A 24,497-nucleotide genomic window follows, 5' to 3' on the forward strand; every position below is an offset into this window, starting at 1 on the left:
CGCATCTTATTTGCTTGAGCAGGAATTAGAATCTGACGGGGTGCAACTTATATCAGATGCATCACTAACCAAAGTGTTTGAGCCTTTCTTAGTGCCTTGACTAGATGATGCGCCACCCGATTTTGATGTGCCCTCATTCGCTGACGGTCCATCCACTTTTGCCGCTCCATCTCCCATTGCTGAAATACCTGCTTTGGTTAGCAATTCACTCATAGGCAAACCGCCTACAGGCGAGCTATCTACCTTTACCCCCAAGTCACTCATCGGCGAACTGCCTGGCCTTGTCACTGTATCGCCCATCGATACAGAAACCCCGCCAGTGCTCATGGCAACATCACTGGCCGTTGTCTTCATATACTGAATAGCCTGCTGTGCCTGGTTCATATTCAAGGCGTATTGAGCAATACCCGAATTATTCTGTGCAAGCAAAGTCACCTTAGTCTGGCTTGTCTCAACCAAGTTGCTTTGGGTGATTTGAGGGGTAATATTCTGAACTTGTGGTGGAGCAGGTGGCGGCGGATCAGGGATATGATAAATATTTGCTGGATGTAAATTTGCCAAATTGCTTCCTAAATTTGCCCCTGAGGCCAAAGCAAAAGTAGTATTCGATAGACCGCCTAAAGATCCATTGGATCCCGTAATCATTTCAATGGTGCCATTTTGGCTAGTCAATGTGTTGGCACCATTTAAGGAAATATTATTAGCCGTATAGGTTTGATTACCAATCGTATTTACCGAGCCATTTAAATTGAGCTGACCCGTAGGGAAGCTAATGTCAGCAACCAGTGGATTGCTGTTACCCGTGGTGTTGGTATTTTGCTGACCTTGAATAGTCTTCACATTAGCCAATGGAACGAGCAAGCCGATATTACCAGTGCTAATTACTGGAGCGACAGACTCGCCAGGCAAGTTTACGGCCGCCAATACCAAAGAATCTTGCCCGGCAGTAGCGCCGTTAATATCACCTTTAACGATGATCGAAGGATCCATCGATAGCAAGAGACGGATATTTCCGTTGCTGCCATTGCCGCCAATCACAACGGAGCCAGTATATTGCTGGGCTCCAAATGTACTCACATCAGCATTTAATTGAATATTTTGTGCTTTAACTTCCATTTCATATGGACTAAAGCTAGCACGACTATAGTTTGCATATGGAATGTACTGGGTTGAGCCATTTTGGACGCTCGCAATATTTTGTCCAACCTGATTATTAAATAGCACTGTACCGTTCGCAGCAGAAATGACTAAATCGCGTTGAGCAGCCGCTGAATCCAGACCAGCACTGATGGCGCCGTTAAAGCTAATATTGCCGGCACTACTATAGAAGTTCGAGATAGCGGAATTATTAGCTGTTGATGGTGTTCCAGAACTTAAGAATGTTAAGTCGCCGTTGTATGTTTGGTTGCCAGTTGTATTCACTAAGCCGCCAAATATGGAGGCTCCATTCACCGTCATGTCACCACCAGTTGTTACATTGCTTGCAAAGTTAGCAGCACCTGTTACAACCACATTACCACCAACACTAGCGCTACCTGTTACTGAGATGCCATTATTAGCAATTAAATTACCGCCAGCATTAATATTACCCAAGGCAGTTACATAACCATTAGCGGTAAATGTATTGGCAATATTGGCATTATTCGATAAGGTGACATTACCGCTAGTAGTCAAGCTTGATACTGCTACACCTGAAGCAAATGATAGATTGCCTCCAGCAGAAATCAAGGTTGCATTACCCATAGCATTAGTGCTTGCAAGGGTTAAGTTATAAGCGCCAATATCTACGGCTCCAGTAATGGAGTTATTGCCAGAAATTGTTAAGTTTCCAGCGCCACGTTGCGTAATAACGCCTCCACCTGACACGTTATTGGTCAAGTTAAATGGATTGGCAGATGCAAAAATAATGTTACCGCTATTGCTAATATTGCTTCCAGTGATACCAACCTGATCACTGTTATATACAACCGATGCATTCGTCGGAATAATGACGCGTGCGACGTTGTTGCCATCCGGAATGGCTCCACCAGCCCAGTTAGAGGCCGAAGACCAATTACCGCTAGTATTACCGCCAATATAGGTAACGCAAGAAAGCTGGGTAATAGTGCCGACATTATCCGTAAGGGTATTGGTGGTCAATGCATAGTTACTTGCATCAGCACCAATCAGACCCATACTCAAGGTCACTGATTTATTGGCACCGACATTTCGGTCTGCATAACTGCCAGAACCAATCAAGCCTACCGCATCATTGGTTAGTACGCCAGCAAGAGTCTGATTGAAGGATAGATTCGCGGCTGTAATGCTGGTGCTACCGTCATAGACCTTAGTGATCGACTGGACACCTAAATTATTGTTTAAAGACTTAGGCGTAATAGTGATCGCCCCAGCAACTGCTAGATTATTGAAGTTATTACCAATGATGGTCAAATTAGATGCATAAAGGTTATATCCACCAACCTGCAAATTGTTTGATGAGCTTAATGAACCATTGATAGCATTTAAAGTAAAGTAAGCGGCTCCCCCTGCCCCGTCAATGACAGATACCGTGCCGTTGTAGGATGATGCCAATCCAGTAACAATAGTGCCGTTATGAAGATACTGCGCTGTCAAATTGTAAGTAGGTGTAGTTCCATAGGTCGCAGTGACATTGGTTGCCTTAATAGCCAATACATCGGCAGGAACAATCGTGTAGTTACCGGCCTGGTAGTTAATGTTGTAGTTGCTTGCAGACCAGTTTGAGGCAACCAGCACTCCTGTGTAATTGCCGGCTAAATTAACTCCTGCATTAGTTCTGGTGATGGCGCCGGTAGTTAATACAGAGGCAGTCTCGCCAGCAACGAATCCGTTGTAAATAACACCACCATACCCAGCTTGATCACTTTGAGTCACAAATTTAAGGTCATTTACAACACCAACTGTTAAATTCGCTTTAGTAATCACACCACCTGTGGCATCAGCAACGCTCACACGGTAGTTTGCACCAGCATTGTCATCGCTAATAACCACTGAGTTTAGGGTGACCGTCTTATTGGCGCCTGCATTTTTATCGCTATAGGTGATTGCGGCAGAGCTTACTCGGTCGCCACCAACCAACTGTGCCGACAAGGCAGTCAAGTCAGAGGCTGTGGCTAGCTGAATCGTGGCGCCATCGTAGGCCTTGGTTGCATTAGGCGCAACAATAGTGATATTCAATGGCACCACAGTCACACTTGTATTGACTGTATTTAATATCTCATAATTTCCAAGACTGGAGCCATTTACCCCAGCAAGACTTAAACCGTTGAGGCTAGACAGTGTTTGATTTGCCTGTACGTTCTTTGTCGTCATCGTTGCAGCACCAGTAGCTGCAAATGTCTCACCATTGACGCCGCTAACGGTTAGATTTGAGCCAACAATAGCGCTTGAGCCATCGTAAACTTTATAACCCAGGGCAGAAAGTTGCGCTTTGGTAATCGTTAATGTGCCATTAGCCGCCAAAAAGTCATAATTGGCTGCCGCTAAGTTACCCGTATTACCTGCAATGCTGTAGTTACCTACGTTGGTTGTAGCATTTGCTGCATTTGACCCAAGCGCAGAACCAGCAATAGCCGCAGTTGTTGAATTTTCACCATTCACAAAACCAGTAATCGTTTGAGTAAATGTTGGGTTAGCAGAACCATACACACGAGATTGATCATCTGCGGTTACGGTAAGATGCGCTTTATTAATCGTCAATGTACCGTTGGCAGCAGTAAAGTTATAGTTAGCTGCACTTAAATTGCCAACGCTACTTGCAATCGTGTAATTACCTACCCCTGTCAGATTTGTTGCTGTAGTGCTTGCCGCACTAGAACCACCGACATGCGCGGTAAGTGCAGTCTCCCCGTTCACAAAACCGGTCATTGATTGCGTTAAGGTTGGATTAGTCTGACCATACAAGCGAGTTTGATTGTCCGCGGAAACAGTTACTAATGCCTTGGCGATATTGAGCGTGCCATTAGTACCAGTCAATACATAGTTAGTTTCTGTGCCAACGGTAACGGCATTGATATAGATGCCAGCATTGGTGCCATTAGCTCCGGTTGCACTGATACTGCTTAAATTAGCAACCGTATCAGTACCCTGCAAGCCAGAGACATTAAACCCTGAAATATTTTGTGTTACTCCGGTATAAGTAGTATTGGCACCATTACCAGTCACCGATAGAGCAGCTTTGGCAATGGTCAATGTGCCATTGACAAAATTGAGGTTGTAGTTAGTAGCAGTACCATTCGCCTGAGTCACATAGGTACCAGCATTTGTACCGGATCCACCAGCGCTCACATTGGTTAATACGGCTATCGTTTCGTTATTGACAAAACCGCTACCGGTAAAGCCTGTTACGCTCTGCTGACTACCGTTGTAAGTCAGGTTTGCGCTATTAGCAGTAACGGTCAGGTTGGCTGGATTGATTGTGAGGTTGCCGGCCGCATAAGTAATGTTGTAGTTACCAACCGAGCCGGTGCTCAAGGTTTGGTTACTTGCTGTCAAACTATAACTACCTACGTTGCTGCTAGCATTCGCTGCGCTAGTAACTGTGGCATTACCCAAGGTGTCGCCGTTATACAGAGTACTACCAGTATTTAAAGTGACAGTGCCCGTAGTTGGGTTTGCCCCACCATAGGTGCGGCTTTGATTGTCAGCGACCACAGCAATGTTAGCCGGTGTGACCTGTAAATTGCCATCTATATAGCTAATGTTGTAGTTTGAAGTGCTAAAGCTAGCATTATTAGTTACGTTGCTTGCAGTAATGCTGTAGCTACCTACGTTCGTAGTTACCGCACTTCCATTGCTACTTAAAGTGACACCGCCAATTGACTGGTTATTCACCAAGCCAGATGTTGCGTATCCTGTTGAAGTCAAGTTTGTGCCTAAACCGTACTGGGTTACCGCGCTGTTTGCTGTAATCGTTAGATTAGCTGGAGTAATCGATGCGGATGTTCCAGGCTGACCACCTACACCCCAATTGAGTTCGGTTGTTTGCAGTGCATAGTCACTCAAGGTGCTAGTGTGATTTCCACCAACAGTTGCAATAGTCAAATTCGTTGTAGAAACACTGTTTGCATTAACAACATTAGCATTGTTATAAGCGGCATTACTGAGATTGCTGAGAGAGAGTGTATCTCCGACTACTAGTCCAGTGATAGTGATATTTCCTAAACCAACCGTAGCATTTGCATTGCCGTCATAGACCTTACTGATGTTGCCAGCAGCAGCCAAGGTTAGGGTTGCCGCGGTGATATTGGCGTTAGTACCCACTTGACCACCACTACCCCATGTGAGGTTGGTAGTTTGCAGGTTGTAATCAGTCGTCGCGCTGGCGCTATTACCGGCGATGCTCGCTAACGATAAGTTGTTGATGCTCACATTACTTGCATTAGCAACGTGAGCACTGTTGTAAGCGGCGCTTAAGTTCGAGAGCGTTAAGGTATCGCCAGCGATCAGGCCACTCACACTGTAGTTGCCTGAAGTAATGCTGATATTGGCACTGCCGTCATAGACCCTGCTCACATTGCCAGTAGCAGCCAAGGTTAGGGTTGCTGCGGTGATATTGGCGTTAGTACCTGCTTGACCACCACTACCCCATGTGAGGTTGGTAGTTTGCAGGTTGTAATCAGTCGTCGCGCTGGCGCTATTACCGGCGATGCTCGCTAGCGATAAGTTGTTGATGCTGACATTACTTGCATTAGCAACGTGAGCACTGTTGTAAGCGGCGCTTAAGTTTGAGAGCGTTAAGGTATCGCCAGCGATCAGACCACTCACACTGTAGTTGCCTGACGTAATGCTGATGTTCGCACTGCCGTCATAGACCTTGCTGATATTACCGGTGGCGCTCAAGGTGACGTTGGCCGCGCTGATCGTGGAGCTATTCCAGGTCAGGTTCGTCGTTTGTAAGTTGTAGTCACTCAGAGCGCTGGTGTGGTTACCAGACACGGTAGCTAAAGCGAGATTGCCAACGCTTACATTAGCGGCGCTCGCTACGTGGGCGCTATTAAAGGCGGCGGTAGTCAGATTACTTAAGGTCAAGCTATCGCCGGCAACTAGTCCAGTGATCGATAAGTTCGCTAGGCTAACGGTAGCATTGGCGGTGCCATCGTAGGTCTTGGTGACATTACCAGTGGTGGCTAAGGTCAGGTTCGCCGCGCTGATCGTGGAGCTATTCCAGGTCAGGTTCGTCGTTTGTAAGTTGTAGTCACTCAGAGCGCTGGTGTGGTTACCCGATACCGTCGCTAAAGCGAGATTACCAACGCTTACATTAGCGGCGCTCGCTACGTGGGCGCTATTAAAGGCGGCGGTAGTCAGATTACTTAAGGTCAAGCTATCGCCGGCAACTAGTCCAGTGATCGATAAGTTCGCTAGGCTAACGGTAGCATTGGCGGTACCGTCGTAGGTCTTGGTGACATTACCAGTGGTGGCTAAGGTCAGGTTCGCCGTGCTGATCGTGGAGCTATTCCAGGTCAGGTTCGTCGTTTGTAAGTTGTAGTCACTCAGAGCGCTGGTGTGGTTACCCGATACCGTCGCTAAAGCGAGATTACCAACAGTCACATTCGAAGCATTGGCTACGTGCGCACTATTAAAGGCGGCAGTAGTCAGATTACTTAAGGTCAAGCTGTCACCAGCAACTAAACCGGTAATAGATAAATTGGCTAGGCTAACGGTGGCATTGGCGGTACCGTCGTAGGTCTTGGTGACATTACCAGTGGTGGCTAGAGTCAGGTTCGCCGTGCTGATCGTCGAGCTATTCCAGGTCAGGTTCGTCGTTTGTAAGTTGTAGTCACTGAGCGCACTGGTGTGGTTACCGGCAACGGTGGCTAAGGCTAAGTTAGCGACAGTCACATTAGCAGCGCTCGCTACGTGGGCGCTATTAAAGGCTGCAGCAGTCAGATTACTTAAGGTCAAGCTATCACCAGCAACTAGTCCAGTGATCGATAAGTTCGCTAGGCTAACGGTAGCATTGGCGGTGCCATCGTAGGTCTTGGTGACATTACCAGTCGTGGCTAAGGTCAGGTTCGCGGCGCTGATGTTGGCATTAGTGCCCGCTTGACCACCACTACCCCAAGTGAGGTTGGTGGTGCTGAGAACATAATCACCAGTCTGACTACTGTGATTGCCAGTTACGTTAGCAATCGCAATACCACTGGTATTCACAGTCGTCGCATCAGCCACGTGGGCACTGTTATAAGTAGCACCGGTGTTGGTCAAAGCAGCTGCCGTATCACCTGAGACTAGTCCGGTGATTTGGTAGTTGTTCTGTGCCAACGTCGCGTTAGCCGTACCATCGTATGCCTTGCTCACATTGCCAGTAGCAGCCAAGGTTAGGGTTGCTGCGGTGATATTGGCATTAGTACCTGCTTGACCACCACTACCCCATGTGAGGTTGGTAGTTTGCAGGTTGTAATCAGTCGTCGCGCTGGCGCTATTACCGGCGATGCTCGCTAGCGATAAGTTGTTGATGCTGACATTACTTGCATTAGCAACGTGAGCACTGTTGTAAGCGGCGCTTAAGTTTGAGAGCGTTAAGGTATCGCCAGCGATCAGACCACTCACACTGTAGTTGCCTGACGTAATGCTGATGTTCGCACTGCCGTCATAGACCTTGCTGATATTACCGGTGGCGCTCAAGGTGACGTTGGCCGCGCTGATCGTGGAGCTATTCCAGGTCAGGTTCGTCGTTTGTAAGTTGTAGTCACTCAGAGCGCTGGTGTGGTTACCAGACACGGTAGCTAAAGCGAGATTGCCAACGCTTACATTAGCGGCGCTCGCTACGTGGGCGCTATTAAAGGCGGCGGTAGTCAGATTACTTAAGGTCAAGCTATCGCCGGCAACTAGTCCAGTGATCGATAAGTTCGCTAGGCTAACGGTAGCATTGGCGGTGCCATCGTAGGTCTTGGTGACATTACCAGTGGTGGCTAAGGTCAGGTTCGCCGCGCTGATCGTGGAGCTATTCCAGGTCAGGTTCGTCGTTTGTAAGTTGTAGTCACTCAGAGCGCTGGTGTGGTTACCCGATACCGTCGCTAAAGCGAGATTACCAACGCTTACATTAGCGGCGCTCGCTACGTGGGCGCTATTAAAGGCGGCGGTAGTCAGATTACTTAAGGTCAAGCTATCGCCGGCAACTAGTCCAGTGATCGATAAGTTCGCTAGGCTAACGGTAGCATTGGCGGTACCGTCGTAGGTCTTGGTGACATTACCAGTGGTGGCTAAGGTCAGGTTCGCCGTGCTGATCGTGGAGCTATTCCAGGTCAGGTTCGTCGTTTGTAAGTTGTAGTCACTCAGAGCGCTGGTGTGGTTACCCGATACCGTCGCTAAAGCGAGATTACCAACAGTCACATTCGAAGCATTGGCTACGTGCGCACTATTAAAGGCGGCAGTAGTCAGATTACTTAAGGTCAAGCTGTCACCAGCAACTAAACCGGTAATAGATAAATTGGCTAGGCTAACGGTGGCATTGGCGGTACCGTCGTAGGTCTTGGTGACATTACCAGTGGTGGCTAGAGTCAGGTTCGCCGTGCTGATCGTCGAGCTATTCCAGGTCAGGTTCGTCGTTTGTAAGTTGTAGTCACTGAGCGCACTGGTGTGGTTACCGGCAACGGTGGCTAAGGCTAAGTTAGCGACAGTCACATTAGCAGCGCTCGCTACGTGGGCGCTATTAAAGGCTGCAGCAGTCAGATTACTTAAGGTCAAGCTATCACCAGCAACTAGTCCAGTGATCGATAAGTTCGCTAGGCTAACGGTAGCATTGGCGGTGCCATCGTAGGTCTTGGTGACATTACCAGTCGTGGCTAAGGTCAGGTTCGCGGCGCTGATGTTGACGGTATTACTTGCACTTCGTACTGTCAAGCTTGGCAATTGATAGTTACTTACTAACCCACCGGCCGATGCTGTCGCACCAGACTGATTACCCAAAGTAATTGCACTAATGTAATTGCTTGTATTGTCAGCTACGTGACCGCTATTAGCGGTGGCTGCGCTATAGGTAAGAGTCTCTCCAGCTACGCCCGTTGCAATAGTCACATTAGTCATAGCATTGCTGCCGCTATAAACCTGAACATCGCTAATCGTGATAGTTTTAGGCGTGATATTGCCTGTAACGCCAGTTTGTTGAACTAGGTTGTAATTAGCTGCATCTGTACCAGAAATACTGGAATTTAGGGTCACACTCAGGTTGCTGCCAACGTTCTTGCTGCTGAAATTACCACTTGCACTTAGTGATACAACATCACTTACTGAGGATGTTGCATTATTAAGTACACCAGCTAGAGTGCCATTATTGATAAATGAAGCTGAAGTGCTATTTCCATATACCGTATCAGCTACTTGAGTTCCAGAAACAGTCAGGTTTGCCTTGGTAACTTGAATGGTTCCATTGGAGTAAGTGATCGTTCCATAACCCAATGAATTGGTAGTGATGCCAGTAATGCCTGCTGTGTAATTACCCGCTTTTAGGTAACCAGCTGTAGAGTAACCAGCCCCTGCAATACTCAATACTGGTACGTTAGCCGCACCAAATATCTGTGTATATGTATCACCATTTTGAGTAATCGAACTCATCGCACTAGATGTACTATTTCCATAGACAATCGTTGCATTACTTGCGCTAATGGTTAAGGTCGGCGCTTCACGATAAATAGCATAAGTGCCTGTAGTTAATGCGGCTGATGTTGCGTTGTAACCAGTTACTGTTGCATTACTACCGTATCGGAATCTACCGCTGCCACTACCAATCAAGGTTGTTATACCTGTACTACCCGCAATACTTCCAGTGAACAAGGTAATACGCCCACCGGATCCAGATGAGACATTACCGCTTCCTGACAAAGTGATATTGCCACCTGTCGCTGTTCCGTTAGCAGTGCCTGATCCAGCATTCAGAATAATTGCGCTGGTTCCGTTGGTACTGGTGGTGTTAACCGTCTGGGTTAATGCAAGATCACCTGCAACAGTGCTGATATTCACCAAACCACTGGCGTTAACTCCATTAATACCGCTAACCGTTCCAATTGTTAATCCATTGGCATCAACATACGTTACGTTGGTCACATTACTTGCTGCAAATATTGTGACGTTATTGCTTGTATTGGAAAGATTGATGTTACCGTTCTGAACCAATAAATTACTTGCAATAAAACCAGCCGTCTGAGTGGCGTTACCACTTAACAGCACCCGATTTAATGCAACAGAACTTAAGGCAGAGTTAATCGCAATGTTGGCACCATATAAGGATAGATTGCCTGCAAATCCAGTGATTGAACTGTTATAGGCCAAGTTCGCGGTATTCGTTATGGCATATGCGCTACTGTTGGCATAAGTCATTCCGCTGTACTGCCCTATTACCAAATTGGCCAATGAACTAACGTTAGCAATCGATAAATTACCAAAAGTAGTGCCACTCGTTGTTGTGAAAGTACCGGTTGTAACGGTTCCATTCCAAGTGCCAGTCGTGCTCCAATCAGCAACTGCATTTGGAGCCCAGGTTAAAGTGCCTGAGGTATTAACGGTTAATACATTCGAACCGATTTTTGGTGTGATCAAGGTGATATTGCCAGTACCAGCATCAATCTTTGTTCCGCTGGCAACCGAAAGAATGGATCCACCGGTCACGGATGCATTACCAGACCAGACCATGACATCGCCACCACTGGTGGTGATGTTGCCATTGAAATCCATAGCATTATTATTGGCAGCCGATGAGCCAGCCGACCCGCCATCACCTACGGTTAAACCGTTCCAAACCAATGAACCATTTGCGGTTGAGCTACCACCAATCCAGACCATACCGCCATTGGTCGTGATATTGCCAGTTCCGCTATTGCCGCCATAGTTGGTATTGCCATAATCAGACCACTCAATCACATTGGCAGATGTGCCAGTCGCCGAAATATTGCCGTTAAGTTGAAGACGGCTATTAGACCTCAGCGTGATATTCGAGGTTGCCCCACCCGTTTTTTGGATTGAGCCAGCGCTAGATATATAAACGGCGTTGTTATCACTCGCGTTATTGCCCTGAATCCAGATGTCGCCAGTGCCGCTACTAATCATGGCCGCGGTAATGTTAACTTCACCACCATAGAGATAAATACCACCCTTAACAGTTACGTTGGAATTCCAGTAAGTGGTATAGGTGTTATACGTATTACCGATTGTCAGCTTATTGGGCGTATAGGTAGTGCCGTTGATTGTCGGACTGAAGTTAAACCACGATGTGTATACATCTTGTCCGGATGATGCAGTATCTGATAGCGGCAAAATTGCAATGCTACCGTTAGTGCCGATCGACAAGGCTCCGTTATAAGCCCATGAGTTAGCACGTAACGTCACATTGCCCGTGCCAGTATTGATGGTTGGTGAATTACTATTAAATAACTGAGAGCCACTAATCGTAATATTGGCATTGGTTGAAGTGACGTTACTACCAGCCAACTGACCTACCGTTCCAACTAAATAAATGTAATTATTGTTAGTAGTGGAAATGTTGATGTTGCTACCACCAGCTAATACATTGCCATACATCACAATGCCGCGATTGCCAGAGCTAGCTGTACCGGTAAGAGTTACATTACCTACATCAGAGATGATATTGTTATTGTTATTAAAATACAGTCCTGCTTGAAGACCCGTACCGGTAAGCGTTACATTACCGCCAGTAGATCGGATGGTGCCGCCCTGAGTAGTATTGTCGTAATAAGACCGAATTCCGGCGTAGTCAAAGTCATTGACACCTGACCCAGATGTAGAGCCAGTGATCGTTACATCGCCCTTGGCAATAATGCTATAGGCGCCTCCATCCCATGTATTCAGATAGATACCGGCAGCAGTTCCACAACCCGCAATGTTGATGGAGCCGTTACCCGCATTAATCGTCGCGTTACGGCCAAATAAAACCGCATTACCACTAGACGTATTACCTTGAATGCTGATATTTCCACCACCAGAATACATTGCTACGTTAGTGGTGCCGCCGCCAAACTCAATTGCCCAATCAGAGTTTTTATTGACTGCGCCAGTTGGGACAACAAAACCAGAAGCATCAGTTGTGGTAGCAGCACCACCGCCAACGATAATAGCGCCGCCTCCACCTGTCTGAGCGGTGCTGCCATTAGCAGAATTTAATGTGATGTTGCCATCTTGCATCACAATACCGCCAGCCACACCTCCATTAGAGTTAGACCAGAAAACCAATGAACCATTATTGGCTTGGTAAGTCCGTGAAACGTTCGCACTAAAAATGCTACCCGTAGCTTTAAGGATGAGAGCATTACCAGCACCCAAAGAAGTTATATTGGCACCAGAATAAATACTACCCTGCGCCGTCAGGGAAATAATGCCGCCAGAAGAGATATTGGCTAACGATAAATACTCAGCGTATGTATTTACACTTGTATTGGTAGCGCCTAAAAGCGTTACATTCCCACTAGTAGACAGAATTTGAGAGCTAGATGATTCAATGCTAATGCCATAGCTCGAATTTGATGTTCCGCTGATGTTAATCGCGCCAGTTGTGGAACTAATATTGCTCGCACCTGCAAGGTAAATGCCCTGATAACCAGCTCCAGAAGTTCCGGTTAAATTAATGCTGCCCGAAGAGGTCTTTGCATTAAAAGTACTTTGAGCATGAATACCGCGATATGGCGTTGAAGAGCCATTCATCGTGATATTGCCGGAGCCTGCAGAGGTATTGAAGTTCGCAGCAGCATCCAACTGAATGCCCTGACCTGAGGCCCCACCAACTCCATTCAGGAGAATATCACCGCCACTAGTTGTAGTGATATTAACCGCACCTGTGTAATACAAGCCTGGCCAGCCCGCCCTAGAAATACCTGTGATGTTAACAATGCCACTAGTCGTAGAAATATTGCTAGTAGTAGCCTGGAAACCAGATCCGCTAGAGGATGAGCCATTTCCAAATAGCGTAATGTTGCCTGTTGTTGTACTGTAGTTGACTGCACCGCTATAAAAGCCACCGTAGGTTGAAGAGTTGCCACTAACTGAAATATTGCCAGTCGTTGTTGAAATATTGGTAGCGCCAGCAAAATACGTTGCCCAACCGCTACTGGAAGTGGTGTTTACCTGGATATTTCCAGATGTTGAGCTAATGTTTCCAGCGGAAAGATAGAAGCCATAGGCTGTACCTGCAGCACCAGCAATCGAGATATTTCCAGAAGCAGAAGTGAAATTAACGGACGGTGCAGATAAATAGACCCCGTAACCACTGGTAGATGTGCCCGTAATATTTAAATTACCGGCACCCGTAGCATTGAAATTAGCAAAGTTATCGGCAATCAGAATTCCATAATCGCTACCGGTATTTGTTCCGGTAATGGTGATGCCTTGAGCAGTCACTGATGTTCCATTGGCGGTTGCACCGCCCCATGCATTAAATTGAACACCTCGTGAGCCACCAGTTGCGCTATTTCCAATAATTGTTAAAGCGCCTGTACCTGCATTGATGAGCGTAGCCCTATCAAACATAATGGTGTACGAACCATTGCTTGATGCATTCATGTTGATGTTTCCACCGCCTGAATACATCTTCATCACCGTATCACCGCCACTCGCACTTGGCTGGAATGAAAGCGCCATGTTTGCAGCAAATGCTGCACCCGTTGGATTCCCGTTAGCATCTACCGCTGCGCCACCGCCAAAAATGATATTGCCACCACCGGTAGTTTGAGTGATGCTGCCATTAGCAGTATTGAAAGTTGGGCTAGCACCTTCTAGGTTGATGCCGCCGCCAGAAGTGCTATTGGCATTACTCCAGAAAACCAGGCTTCCGTTATTGGTTTGGAATGTAAGGTTATCTGTAGTTGACTTAATCTTTCCCAGAGCCTTGAAAACAAGTGCATTGCCTGCACCTTGTGATGTCACGTTCGTACCTAGGTATATATCTGCGCCTGAGTTAACAGAAATAACACCAGCTGTCTGAATCTTATTGGCGATTAAATAGTCGCCATAGCTTCCGGTCGTATTGCCAGTAATATTGATATTGCCTGAAGTAGAGGTGATGTTGCCTACCCCACCAGTGCTTTCAAAATCAAAACCGTAGTAACTTACAGAGGTGCCGGATAAATTAATATTGCCGGTCGTTGAGCTAATATTGCCCGAATAATAGAAAACACCTTGCGAGCCACTAGAAGATGTACCGGTAACGCTAATGGCACCAGCGCCTGATGCTAAATTTACATTTGAATTTAGATAGGCGCCAATACCGACGCTACCAGTTTTACCAACAACAGTAATTCCCCCGGTGCCTTGTGTTGTATTGAGATTTACCGCAACACTAGAGGTAATGCCGTAACTAGAAACTGCCGTACCATTTAAGGTAATTGAGCCACCAGCAGTTGTAAAGTTTGTTGGGTTGGTGACAAAATTAATACCAGACTGGTTACCGGTCTGATTACCAACGAGCGAAATATTACCTGTCGTCGTTGTGAAATTACCCCCACCCAAATGAATGGCATCGTAACCAAGTGAGCCTGTTACGTTAAACGTAATATTGCCGGTCGTAGTTGAGTAATTCGCGGTATATGGCTGATAGAAACCTGCCCAAGCTGGCGAATTGGCTATGATCGAAATCGACCCCCCAGCGGTAGACTTCATATTACCCATGTAATATTCAATCGCGCTGGAATTACCCGTTCCATTTAAGGTGATATTCCCCGACGCAGAAGTGATATTGAAGTTGCTCGTTGAACCAGAGCCCAAACGAATTCCGTAGTTGGCTAGTGAAATACCCGTAATACTGATATCTCCAGAGCCTGTTGAGGTGATTTCTGCTCCATTGTTACCAATATAAAACGCATTTGACCCACTAGAACTTGCATTGATAGTAATGCCCTGCGCAGTAATAGTCGTTCCATTCGTTGCACTGCCATAGGCATTGAACTCAATACCATTACTGGTAGCATTTGTTTGAATATTTAATGATCCATTACCAGCATTAATGATTGATGCGCGATCAAACATCACACCATAACCACTGGTGCTCTTGGCATTAATGGAAATATTGCCGCCGCCGGTGTACATACTAGTTATCGTATTGCCGGCACTTGCTGGATTAAAGGCAACGGCATTACCAGCGCTTACTACAGCACCCGTCGGATTACCATTTGTATCAACGGTTGCGCCACCACCAAAAATCAAATCACCGCCACCAGTTGTTTGGTTAGTGGCGCCATTGGCAGTGTTAAAAGTTAGGTTGGCATTGGTCATAGTAATGCCGCCGCCGGAGGTGCTATTGGCATTACTCCAGAACACCATAGAGCCGTTATTGGTACGGAAAGTTAAATTATCAGCACCAGTGGATATGGTTCCGAGGGCCTTTACTAGCATCTTTGAGCCCGAATTCGTTTCAGTCAAATTGCTATTTAAAGTAATATTCCCTGCATATAAACTGATTGGGCCAGAGACATTAATGTTGCTCGCACTACCAATAGTTAAGTTCGCTGTATTTGTCGCGCTACCAATGGTTAAGCTAGTAAATCCATTGGCAACACTGTAATTAACCGCTTGAGCGGATCCAAAACTGGTACCGTTTGGCTGAATCAAGATCGTACCAGTACCAATAAAACCCTGAGTAGATGGTGCATTGGTGTTGGTGAAGGTTAAAGCACCGCCAGCTACACTGGTATTGCCGGTATATGATGCTGCACCAGTAATATTAACGTTGTTCGCCTGGCTAATGATGACATTTCCGGCACCAGAAATTGCGTTACCAATCGTTAGGTCGTCCGTGTGGTTATAGGTAAGATTGGCACCGCTACTAATACTAATATTGGAGCTCGAATTGATGCTGCCAACAGTAGTGCCATTACCAATTTGCAAAGTACCTGCTACAACTGAGGTATTGCCGGTATAGGTATCTGACACCGGAATGATCATGGTTCCGGTGCCATTCTGAATTAAATTAACCCCACCAGAAATCAAGCCAACCATGGTCAAATTACCAGAACCAATGCTGGAGACATTGAGGTTATAAGTAGAGCTTGCAACGCTAGCAAAGTTTCCTGAGAAAGTACTATTTGCTGAAGCATTAAATTTCAGTAAGCTTGTTTGATGGGTTGTATCAAGATTTGAGAAAGATCCAGAACCAATAACTTGAGCAGCCCTAAATTCAATAGAGCCAGACTGATCCCATGCGTTATAAATATTCGAGCCGCTGATATTTATCGTGCCAGCACCCGCTTTATATAAAACGTTTTCAATATTGAAAGGAGCTAAACCAGCACCACCGTTCACAATACCATTTAAGTTGATGGTGCCATTAGCAGCGCTAGTGTCAATTGTTAAGGTATAGCTATTCGTGCTTGCATTCGATCCACCCATAAAGCCTGAAAGATTGGCACTTCCAGCAGTCACAATCGATGTTGCATTTGTTAAGGATGCGAAGGTTCCATAACTAGAGCTTGGTTCAGTCGAGTTATAAACAAATGCACCTGAACCCAAATTCAGATTTCCAGTAAAGCCAATGGCACCAGCAGTAACGCTTAAGTTACCGTTGCCACTGTACTTAGTATTGGGCAACATAACGGCGGTGGCATTATTAAAGAGATAAGTCAGGCTGGCATTATTGGTAATATTTCCAGAACCAATTGCACCAGTTGAACCGTTATTACCTATCTGCAATGTGCCACCACTAATGGTGGTGTTGCCAGAATACGAATTCGCTCCTGACAAGATCAAAGTGCTTGAGCTATTTTGGGTTAAGTTACCCGCTCCACTCATATTGCCCGACAAAATCTGAACAGCAGAAGAGTTATATATCAGCGTGCCAGCATTACTTATGTTGCCTGCATAACTGCCGTTGCCTAATGTACCTGCACCGCCAAGAGTTAAATTACCCGCGGTAATGGTCGTGATACCAGAATAACTATTATTGGCGTTAGTCAGCGTGAGATTACCAGTAACCAATGTTAGGTTTCCGGTGCCAGTAATTGCCAGGCTTTGAGTTAAAGCATCGCTATGGTTATATGCCAAGGTGCCGTTATTAATGATGGCATTCGTATTGGCAATCGAACCTACAGTTGTTCCGTTACCAATCTGCAATGTGCCAGCACTAATGGTGGTATTGCCCGTGTAGGTATCAGTGCCAGTTAGAGTTAAGGTGGATGAGCCATTAACCACTAAATTACCTGCTCCAGCAATAACCCCGGCATAAGTTGTAGCGCTGGTAATTACATTGGCAGTCAGCGTATAACCCGTTCCGAGATTAATCGTACCGGCCCCAACAAACGAGCCAATCGTATCCGTTGAAGACACGTTATAAGTTGCACCACTAGTAATATTGACAATATTGCCATCAGCCAAGCTACCGTTTACAAGCAATGTACCCGCTGACACATTGGTTGTGCCGGTATAGGTATTAGCAGCGGTTAAGGCAGTAACCCCCGAGCTATTCTGAGTTAAATTACCTGATCCAGAAATAATTCCGCTCAAGGTCACATTACCAGCGCCGCCAGATAAGGTTAGCGTGTTGCCATTGGTATTAATAGGTGCGTTAATGGTGAGGTTGCCTGCACCTGTGGCAAAGCTTGCTCCGGCAGCTAAATAAATGTTCGAGCTACCCGAGCCATTAATAACAATATTACCTGTTGATGTGGCATTCATGGCAGCGGCGCCATTTAAATACAATGCACCCGATGTTGCGGTGACACCCGCAAAGTTAAACGTCAACGTTCCATTGGAGCTGGTGAATGATGGGCTAATAAGTGCGCTTGTATTTATAGCCGTCAAATCTCCGCTAAGCGCGCTGATATTAAAGGTGACGTTACCGCTAGTGGCGGTTGTTGGTACTGCTGCGGCACCATACTGAATGACACCCCAATCACCTGCTGTTTGGGTAACATTGATTTGTAATGCACTACCACTTGCAGTATTAATTGAAGTATTTGTATAAATACCCATTGCCCAGTGGGTACCGACACCCGAAGAAGCATTGGCAGTTAAGGTAACTGCGCCACTTGTATTTAGGGTTGAATTTGCTTGCAGAGCAATGGAATGAGCGTAAGTCCCAGTTGAAATGCCCAATAAGTTCAACGATGCGCCAGATGCTGCGGATAGATTATTAGCGCCCGTCAAATTGACGGCGGTATTCATAGTGGAGGCACCTGACGATGTACCACTGGTCGAGCTATATCCAGCTAAAGTCACATTGCCACTAGATACATTGACCGTAGCGTTATTTAATGTGATGTAAGCAGTGCTTGTTGCATTACCAACCGTATAACTGCCAGCGCTGTAATTAAATGTGAGGTTGGCGTTGTTAACTGCAATATTGCCACCACCCAAACTACCAGTCGTTCCGGCATTACCAACTTGGAGCGTGCCATTATTAACGGTTGTTCCGCCAGTATAGGTATCCGTGCCGCTCAAAGTAAGGATGCCTGTACCAACCTTAGTCAAGCCTCCTGCTCCAGCGATGGTGCCTGCAAATACTGCAGATGAGTTATCACCAAAGGCAGTGAGCGTATAGCCTGAGCCAAGATTAATTGTGCCAACGCCAGCAAATGATCCAACTGTGTCAGATGCGGAGACGTTATATGCCGCGCCACTGGATACGTTAACAGCAGTGCTATCACTCAAACTACCGCTAACAATTAAGGTGCCAGCAGTAACATTGGTTGCGCCACTATAAGTATTGGCACCAGACAAGGTTAAAGCGCCTGAGCCAGCTTTAATCAGCTGTGCTGTCGAACCACTAATACAACCGCTATAAGTTGAAGCACCCGATTGATTGACATTGAGCGCGAGTCCCGACGCCACTGCAATATTGCCAGCGCCGGAGACATTTCCGGTTAAATTAATGTTGCCAGTTGTGGCATTAGTAGTGGTTAGTCCAGCATTCAGCGTGATATTGCCACCAGTTACAGCAATCGGACCCGATACATTAACTAAGCTACCAACCGTAATATTGGCAGTATTAGTAGCCGATCCGAGCGTCACTGAACTCAGTGAAGAATTCGCGGTGGCACAGAAGGTAATCGATGACGTATCTAAAGCAGTTGTGAATGACGTTCCAAGCGGTGCAATTGTCACGCTGCCATTGCTAATGAGCTTATACGTATTTGGAGTAGTGCCCGTACCATCCAAGAAAATATCATTAGATATGAAGGATATATTTCCAGTCTGCCCGTACTGGCCAATCGTTATAACTTGAGTGGTATTCGGAGTACTCTGTATACCGTATGAAGTTGTGCCCACCCCTTTTGTACCGGTAAGGGTGATATTGCCTACAGTCGACTTGACAGTTGAGGTATTCAACCAAATGCCGGCATTTTGACTTCCAGAGCCCGTATTGGTTCCGCCGGCTCCCGTAATATTGATATCACCTAGCGTAGAGCTTAAGGTTGTATTTGCATCTAGCAATACGCCAATATTCTGGATGCCGGTACTATTTCCACCGGTACCATTAACACTAAGGGTTGAATTTTGAACTGTGATGCTTGCATTTGATATGTACACACCATAGTTAGAGACGCCAGTAGTTCCACCCGTTCCATTAACAGTAATGTACCCTGAACCAGTTGTACTAATATTGGTATTGCCTAGATAAGTACCGTAGTTTGTGCCGCAAGCGGCTGGACCACCGGCACCACCAATACCATTAATGGTGATGTTGCCGCCTGCAGCCTGCATACTGCCACTATCAAAATAAGCACCATAGCGTGGTTCATTTAATGTGCCAGAGGTAACAGCGTTGCCTGACATGTAAACATTGCCACCTGCCGTGCTAATGGTGCTATTGAAAATACCGACACCAAACCAACCAAATATGTCATCCTGCTTTGCGCTAGCAGAGCCAACCGTTACTGCTGCAGCCCCAGCGTAAGGGGTCCAGGTTGTTGCACTAGTGACATTACCGCCACCAATCCATACGCCACCACCACCGGTAGAAATGGAGTTGAATCCGGTATTGCGTAGTCCATTGTTTAACCATACAGAGCCAATTCCACTACCATCGGAGTCGGCCCAGAAAATAGTATTCAATTTTCCGCCAGCCGTACCATTGCTAATGGTGACATTCACATTGGTATTGACACCGTCCCAACCAAGAGAAATAGAATTTTTTGCCTGCAATAAAAGTGAGCCAATGCCACTGGTATTTTCAGTAATGTTTGCCATTACATAAATATTGTTGCCATAAACAGAGATGGGGCCAGAGGTGTTTACAACATTAGAAATGGTGACGTTTTGGCTATTAGTGGTGTTGCCAATCGTTAGACCAGATTTGGCCCCAATAATAGAGAAGCGAGAGTTCCAATTAAATGGGTTACTAAAACTAGAACCACAAGAATTAATAGCTATATTTCCGGTATTGCGGAAATTGTAAGTTCCACCACTATTAATCTGATCGGCTATTAAGGTAACGTTTCCAGTGGTATTGGTTGTGCCATCACCACCAATATTGAATGTTCCTGAATTGGCAATGCCATAGCCAGAAGAGTTGGCGATACCCACTAATACAACATCACCCACGGCCGATGTGATATTGATTGTGCCGCCATCGCCGTTGATGCCAGCAATAATACGTTGAGTACCCGAACCAGCAGTGCCATTAAGTGTGATGCCGCCATTCGTAGTGATAATTCTATGGATGGCCCCGTCAGAATAAATATTGATACCAGCAGCATGCGAAGTTGCATCATTATTAACACCGCCAACACCAACAATGCTAATGGTGCCATTGCCTGAAGTTTGAATAAGGTCACCAGTTCCAGAGTTGGCATTAAAAGATACGATATCAACCCCAATACCGTATATTCCCGTAGGAGTGACAGAGGAACCTTTTCCACGAATACTGATATTTCCGCCGCCAGCATTTAATGTCGAGCTATGAAGCCATACCCCCCTGTAGCCAGGAGTCATACCATTAGCAAGAGTCAGGCTGGAGCCCATCGCATATCCGCTACCATCTAGTGCCCCACCGCCCAGCGTAATGTTGCCCCCACTAGTGTTAACGGTTAGCCTATCTAGAGCAATCATGCCCGCACCAGAGTTATCTGTATCCCCTGAAAATAAAACTGCACTTCCGTTAGTTGTTACAGCCAATCCAGAAGCATTGGTTGCGATGCTGTCGCGAGCGTCCAATGTAATATTGCCGGCTTGATAAGCTGTAGTGGTCAAATTAGCATATAGGTTAATTTTTCCACCATAAATACTGATTGGTCCAGCAACAGATAATGCTGCTGTACTGATCGAGACATCCTGAGTATTTGTTGTGCTACCAATACGGAAAGAAGACAGTGTGGATGGGAATGTAAACCATCCGGCATCTACGCCCTGTCCAAATGAGCCGTTATTAGATTCAAAAACAAAAGCACCGGTTGTATTGGTAATTGTAGGAGTAATGCCTAATGCAGTATTCCAACTCATCGTAGCGCCGCGGAAAGTAATATTTCCAGTGCCCGCCGAATAAGTCATATAGTCGAGCTTTAACAGCCCAGAATTATTTGCGTCACTATCAGCATTCAACGTGATGCTTCCATTATTGGTTTTAATGGTATTCGCTGAACTTATAGTACTTATATTGTTGGCTGCGTTAATGGTAATCGCTGAACCATTAGCCGTCGTACTCAAGCTTGAATTGAGCGCAACGTTACCGCCATAAACAGTAATTGGCCCAGAAATATTGACTGCACTAGCTAACGTAATATTTTGAGTGTTTCCAGTATTGCCAATAGTCAACCCGCCAACAGATGCGTCAAGACTTAAATTAGTATTTGTGAAGCCCGATGAAAAATTAGTAGCGTTTGACAGTATTGAAACACTGCCACTGGTATTAACTGTTGTTATTGCCGGAAAAGATAAGGTATCACCGATTAGCGTGACGTTGCTAGAGGAGGTGGTGACGTTAGTGCCCGCCATTGAGCCCACAGATGAGTTACCTGTAAACCAAAGAGCAACAGCACTAGACACGAGGTTTTGACCTTTAATGCTGATGTTGCCAGATTTAGCGAGAACATTACCATTAATTTCAGTGGCAGCGCTATAAGTCGATGTATTCGCCACACCAGAAATATTAATGCCACCTGATCCTGTTGCCTCGATTGTTCCGCCAAATTCCACGCCAATAGATTTGGCAGGATTATTGATAGCACTTGCATCACCGATAATACTAATGGCATCCGTGACTGCGCCAGCAGAACGGAAGGTTGAGCCGCCAATGTTTACCCCAATTACCCACACACTACCAGTTCCATAAGCGTTACCCGTGAGAGCTATCTTGCCAACGCCTGCATCCATTACGCTATTACTTACAGTGATTCCAGCATCAGTGGTGGCCAAACTTATATTTGGGCTCTGGCCGCGTAATGTAATATTGCCGCCCCCAGAGTTCAACCTGCTTCCATCCACCCAAATTCCGTATGTAAAAGCTGAGGTGCCGGTTGCAAATCCTGTAGCTAAATTAGCGCCGCCACCAAGAGTAATATCGCCACCATTAGTGGTGATGTTTGTCCCAGAAGTTAGGTAGATATGCCCCGCACTAGTATTGTTTGAGGCCCATAAGCTCACACCCAATGCACCGGATGTTGAAGTAATAGTGGCATTTGTTAATGTGATATTGGCTGTAGCCTGCAAGGATAAAATTGCACTACCGCAAGCCGACTTGGTAAGGGTTACGCCATCATTCCAAACGATGTCACCCGTGACTTGATCGTAGACACTCGTACCTGAATTTAATACATTCTGGTATGTATTGGCAATTGCCTGAGTGATTGTTGCATCTGTTGGATCCAGTAACCATAAACCACCCTTTCCATTGGTCGCACCGGCATTGATAACTACGCCGTCAGTGATAAGCGTATGCCCAGATGTTTCGATCTGACCGCCATCTCCGCCATTGGCTCCACCTCTTGCAAAGATAGTGCCATACACATTCGTTGAGCTGTTCGCATTCCTTACATCAGACCAGATGACTACCTTGCCGCCATTACCGTTATCCGTTGCACTCGCATCAATGGTGACGTTTTGCCCCATGTATGTTGTGGTAGCTTGATAAGTGCCGTTGCTTCCTTGCCAATCACCACCCACCAAAACATTGCCGCCACCCGTTGCGCCGCTGACATTGACTGCAGTGTTGTCATCAAGCGTAATGGAGTCACCCAAGATCGTGACGTTACCGCCCTGACCTCTTCTGCTGCGTGAGTTGATGCTGGTGAAACCAGTCAATGCTGCTGTTAGCGGCAATGATGGTGGATTGAATGGATCGCTAAATGGATTGGTGCTTTGCGCATTTGTGGCAACTACTTGAACATCACCGCCTTGTGTATCACCATCCGCATTAATGCTTGCATCTGCGACTGCAACTTGTGCACCCGCAATCTGAACTTGTCCGCCACGTTGTGAGCTACTCACGTCAATGTTGGCATTCACGTTCAGTGTTTGTGTTGCTTGTACTTTTAATGTGCCGCCTTGTACTGGGCTAGTAGCAATGACTTTGCCGGATATGGCCACGGTTTTACCGTTGATCGTGATCGTGCCAGCCTGTTCTGTGTCGCTGCTGACATCCAGCGTGCCAGTGTTAGTGACATTGCTGCCTTCCAGAACAATGCGGCCGCCTTTTTGGCTAACGCCCTTCGCTTCAATCGTGCCGCTGTTAATCACTGTAGCAGCAAGTTGGTTCATTGCGCGCGCTGACAGAATCACTAAACCATTCGGGGCTTTAATTGCGTAACGGTTTTCTACTAGCACATCAATTTGGCTAGCAGTTACGGTAATACTTTCTAATTTGCTTGAGGATCCAAAGTTCAGAGTAATAGCTTCGCCACCTGCCATCGCAACCGTTCCAGATTGCGCTAGGAGCAAGCCTGTGTTGCGCACCTCAGGGGCGAGCATAGCGATGTAGCCATTCAGGCTCGTTTGAATGGTGCCTTCGTTAATAACTTTGCCAGTACTGCCATTGCGATCAAAGGTAGTGCTACCAGCCATGAAGGCGGCGTCACTCATGCTATGCGTTGTGGCAACTATGCCACCGACGTTTACTTGAGCACCCGGTGCAAAGTACACACCCGCAGAGTTCAGCAAATAAACTTGGCCGTTAGCATTGAGGTTACCGAAGATTTGACTTGGATTTGGTGAGTTAACGCGATTCAGAGCAACAGAGTTAGCACTTGGCTGCACAAAGTTGACAGTGGCTTGTGAGCCGATATCAAAGGTATTCCAATTAATGGCGGCACGATTCGATGTCTGTGTCACCGTCATCTTGTTGCCGTTGGTCATCATAGATGCCACACCAGCAGCAATTTGTCCACCTGTTGGCAATTGATTTGGTGCCGGTGGTGCAGCAATAGCAGCGCCACCAGACATCACAGCTGCAACTGCAACTGCAAAGTTGCGAGTAATACGAGTCAGCGACTGCTCTTTACCGTGCGCGCGGACGATTTCACTCACGGCCACCCAAGCGCCCTGGGCTTTACTCCAGATCACCTTGAACATGCGGTTGAGTGAACTATTCATTCGCTGAAATTAATTATTAGCTA

The 24,497-nt window shown here is 46.4% G+C and carries 1 protein-coding gene; it reads right to left on the reverse strand.

The genetic code is table 11. The annotated features are described in order from the left end of the window. Positions 1 to 6: 6 nt before the first annotated feature. On the reverse strand, positions 7 to 24,474 hold the full coding sequence (locus C2755_RS05890; protein ID WP_215319965.1) for a YDG domain-containing protein: 24,468 nt from the start codon (positions 24,472 to 24,474) through the stop codon (positions 7 to 9). Positions 24,475 to 24,497 lie beyond the last annotated feature (23 nt).

Source organism: Polynucleobacter sp. MWH-S4W17 (assembly GCF_018687535.1).
GTDB lineage: Bacteria > Pseudomonadota > Gammaproteobacteria > Burkholderiales > Burkholderiaceae > Polynucleobacter.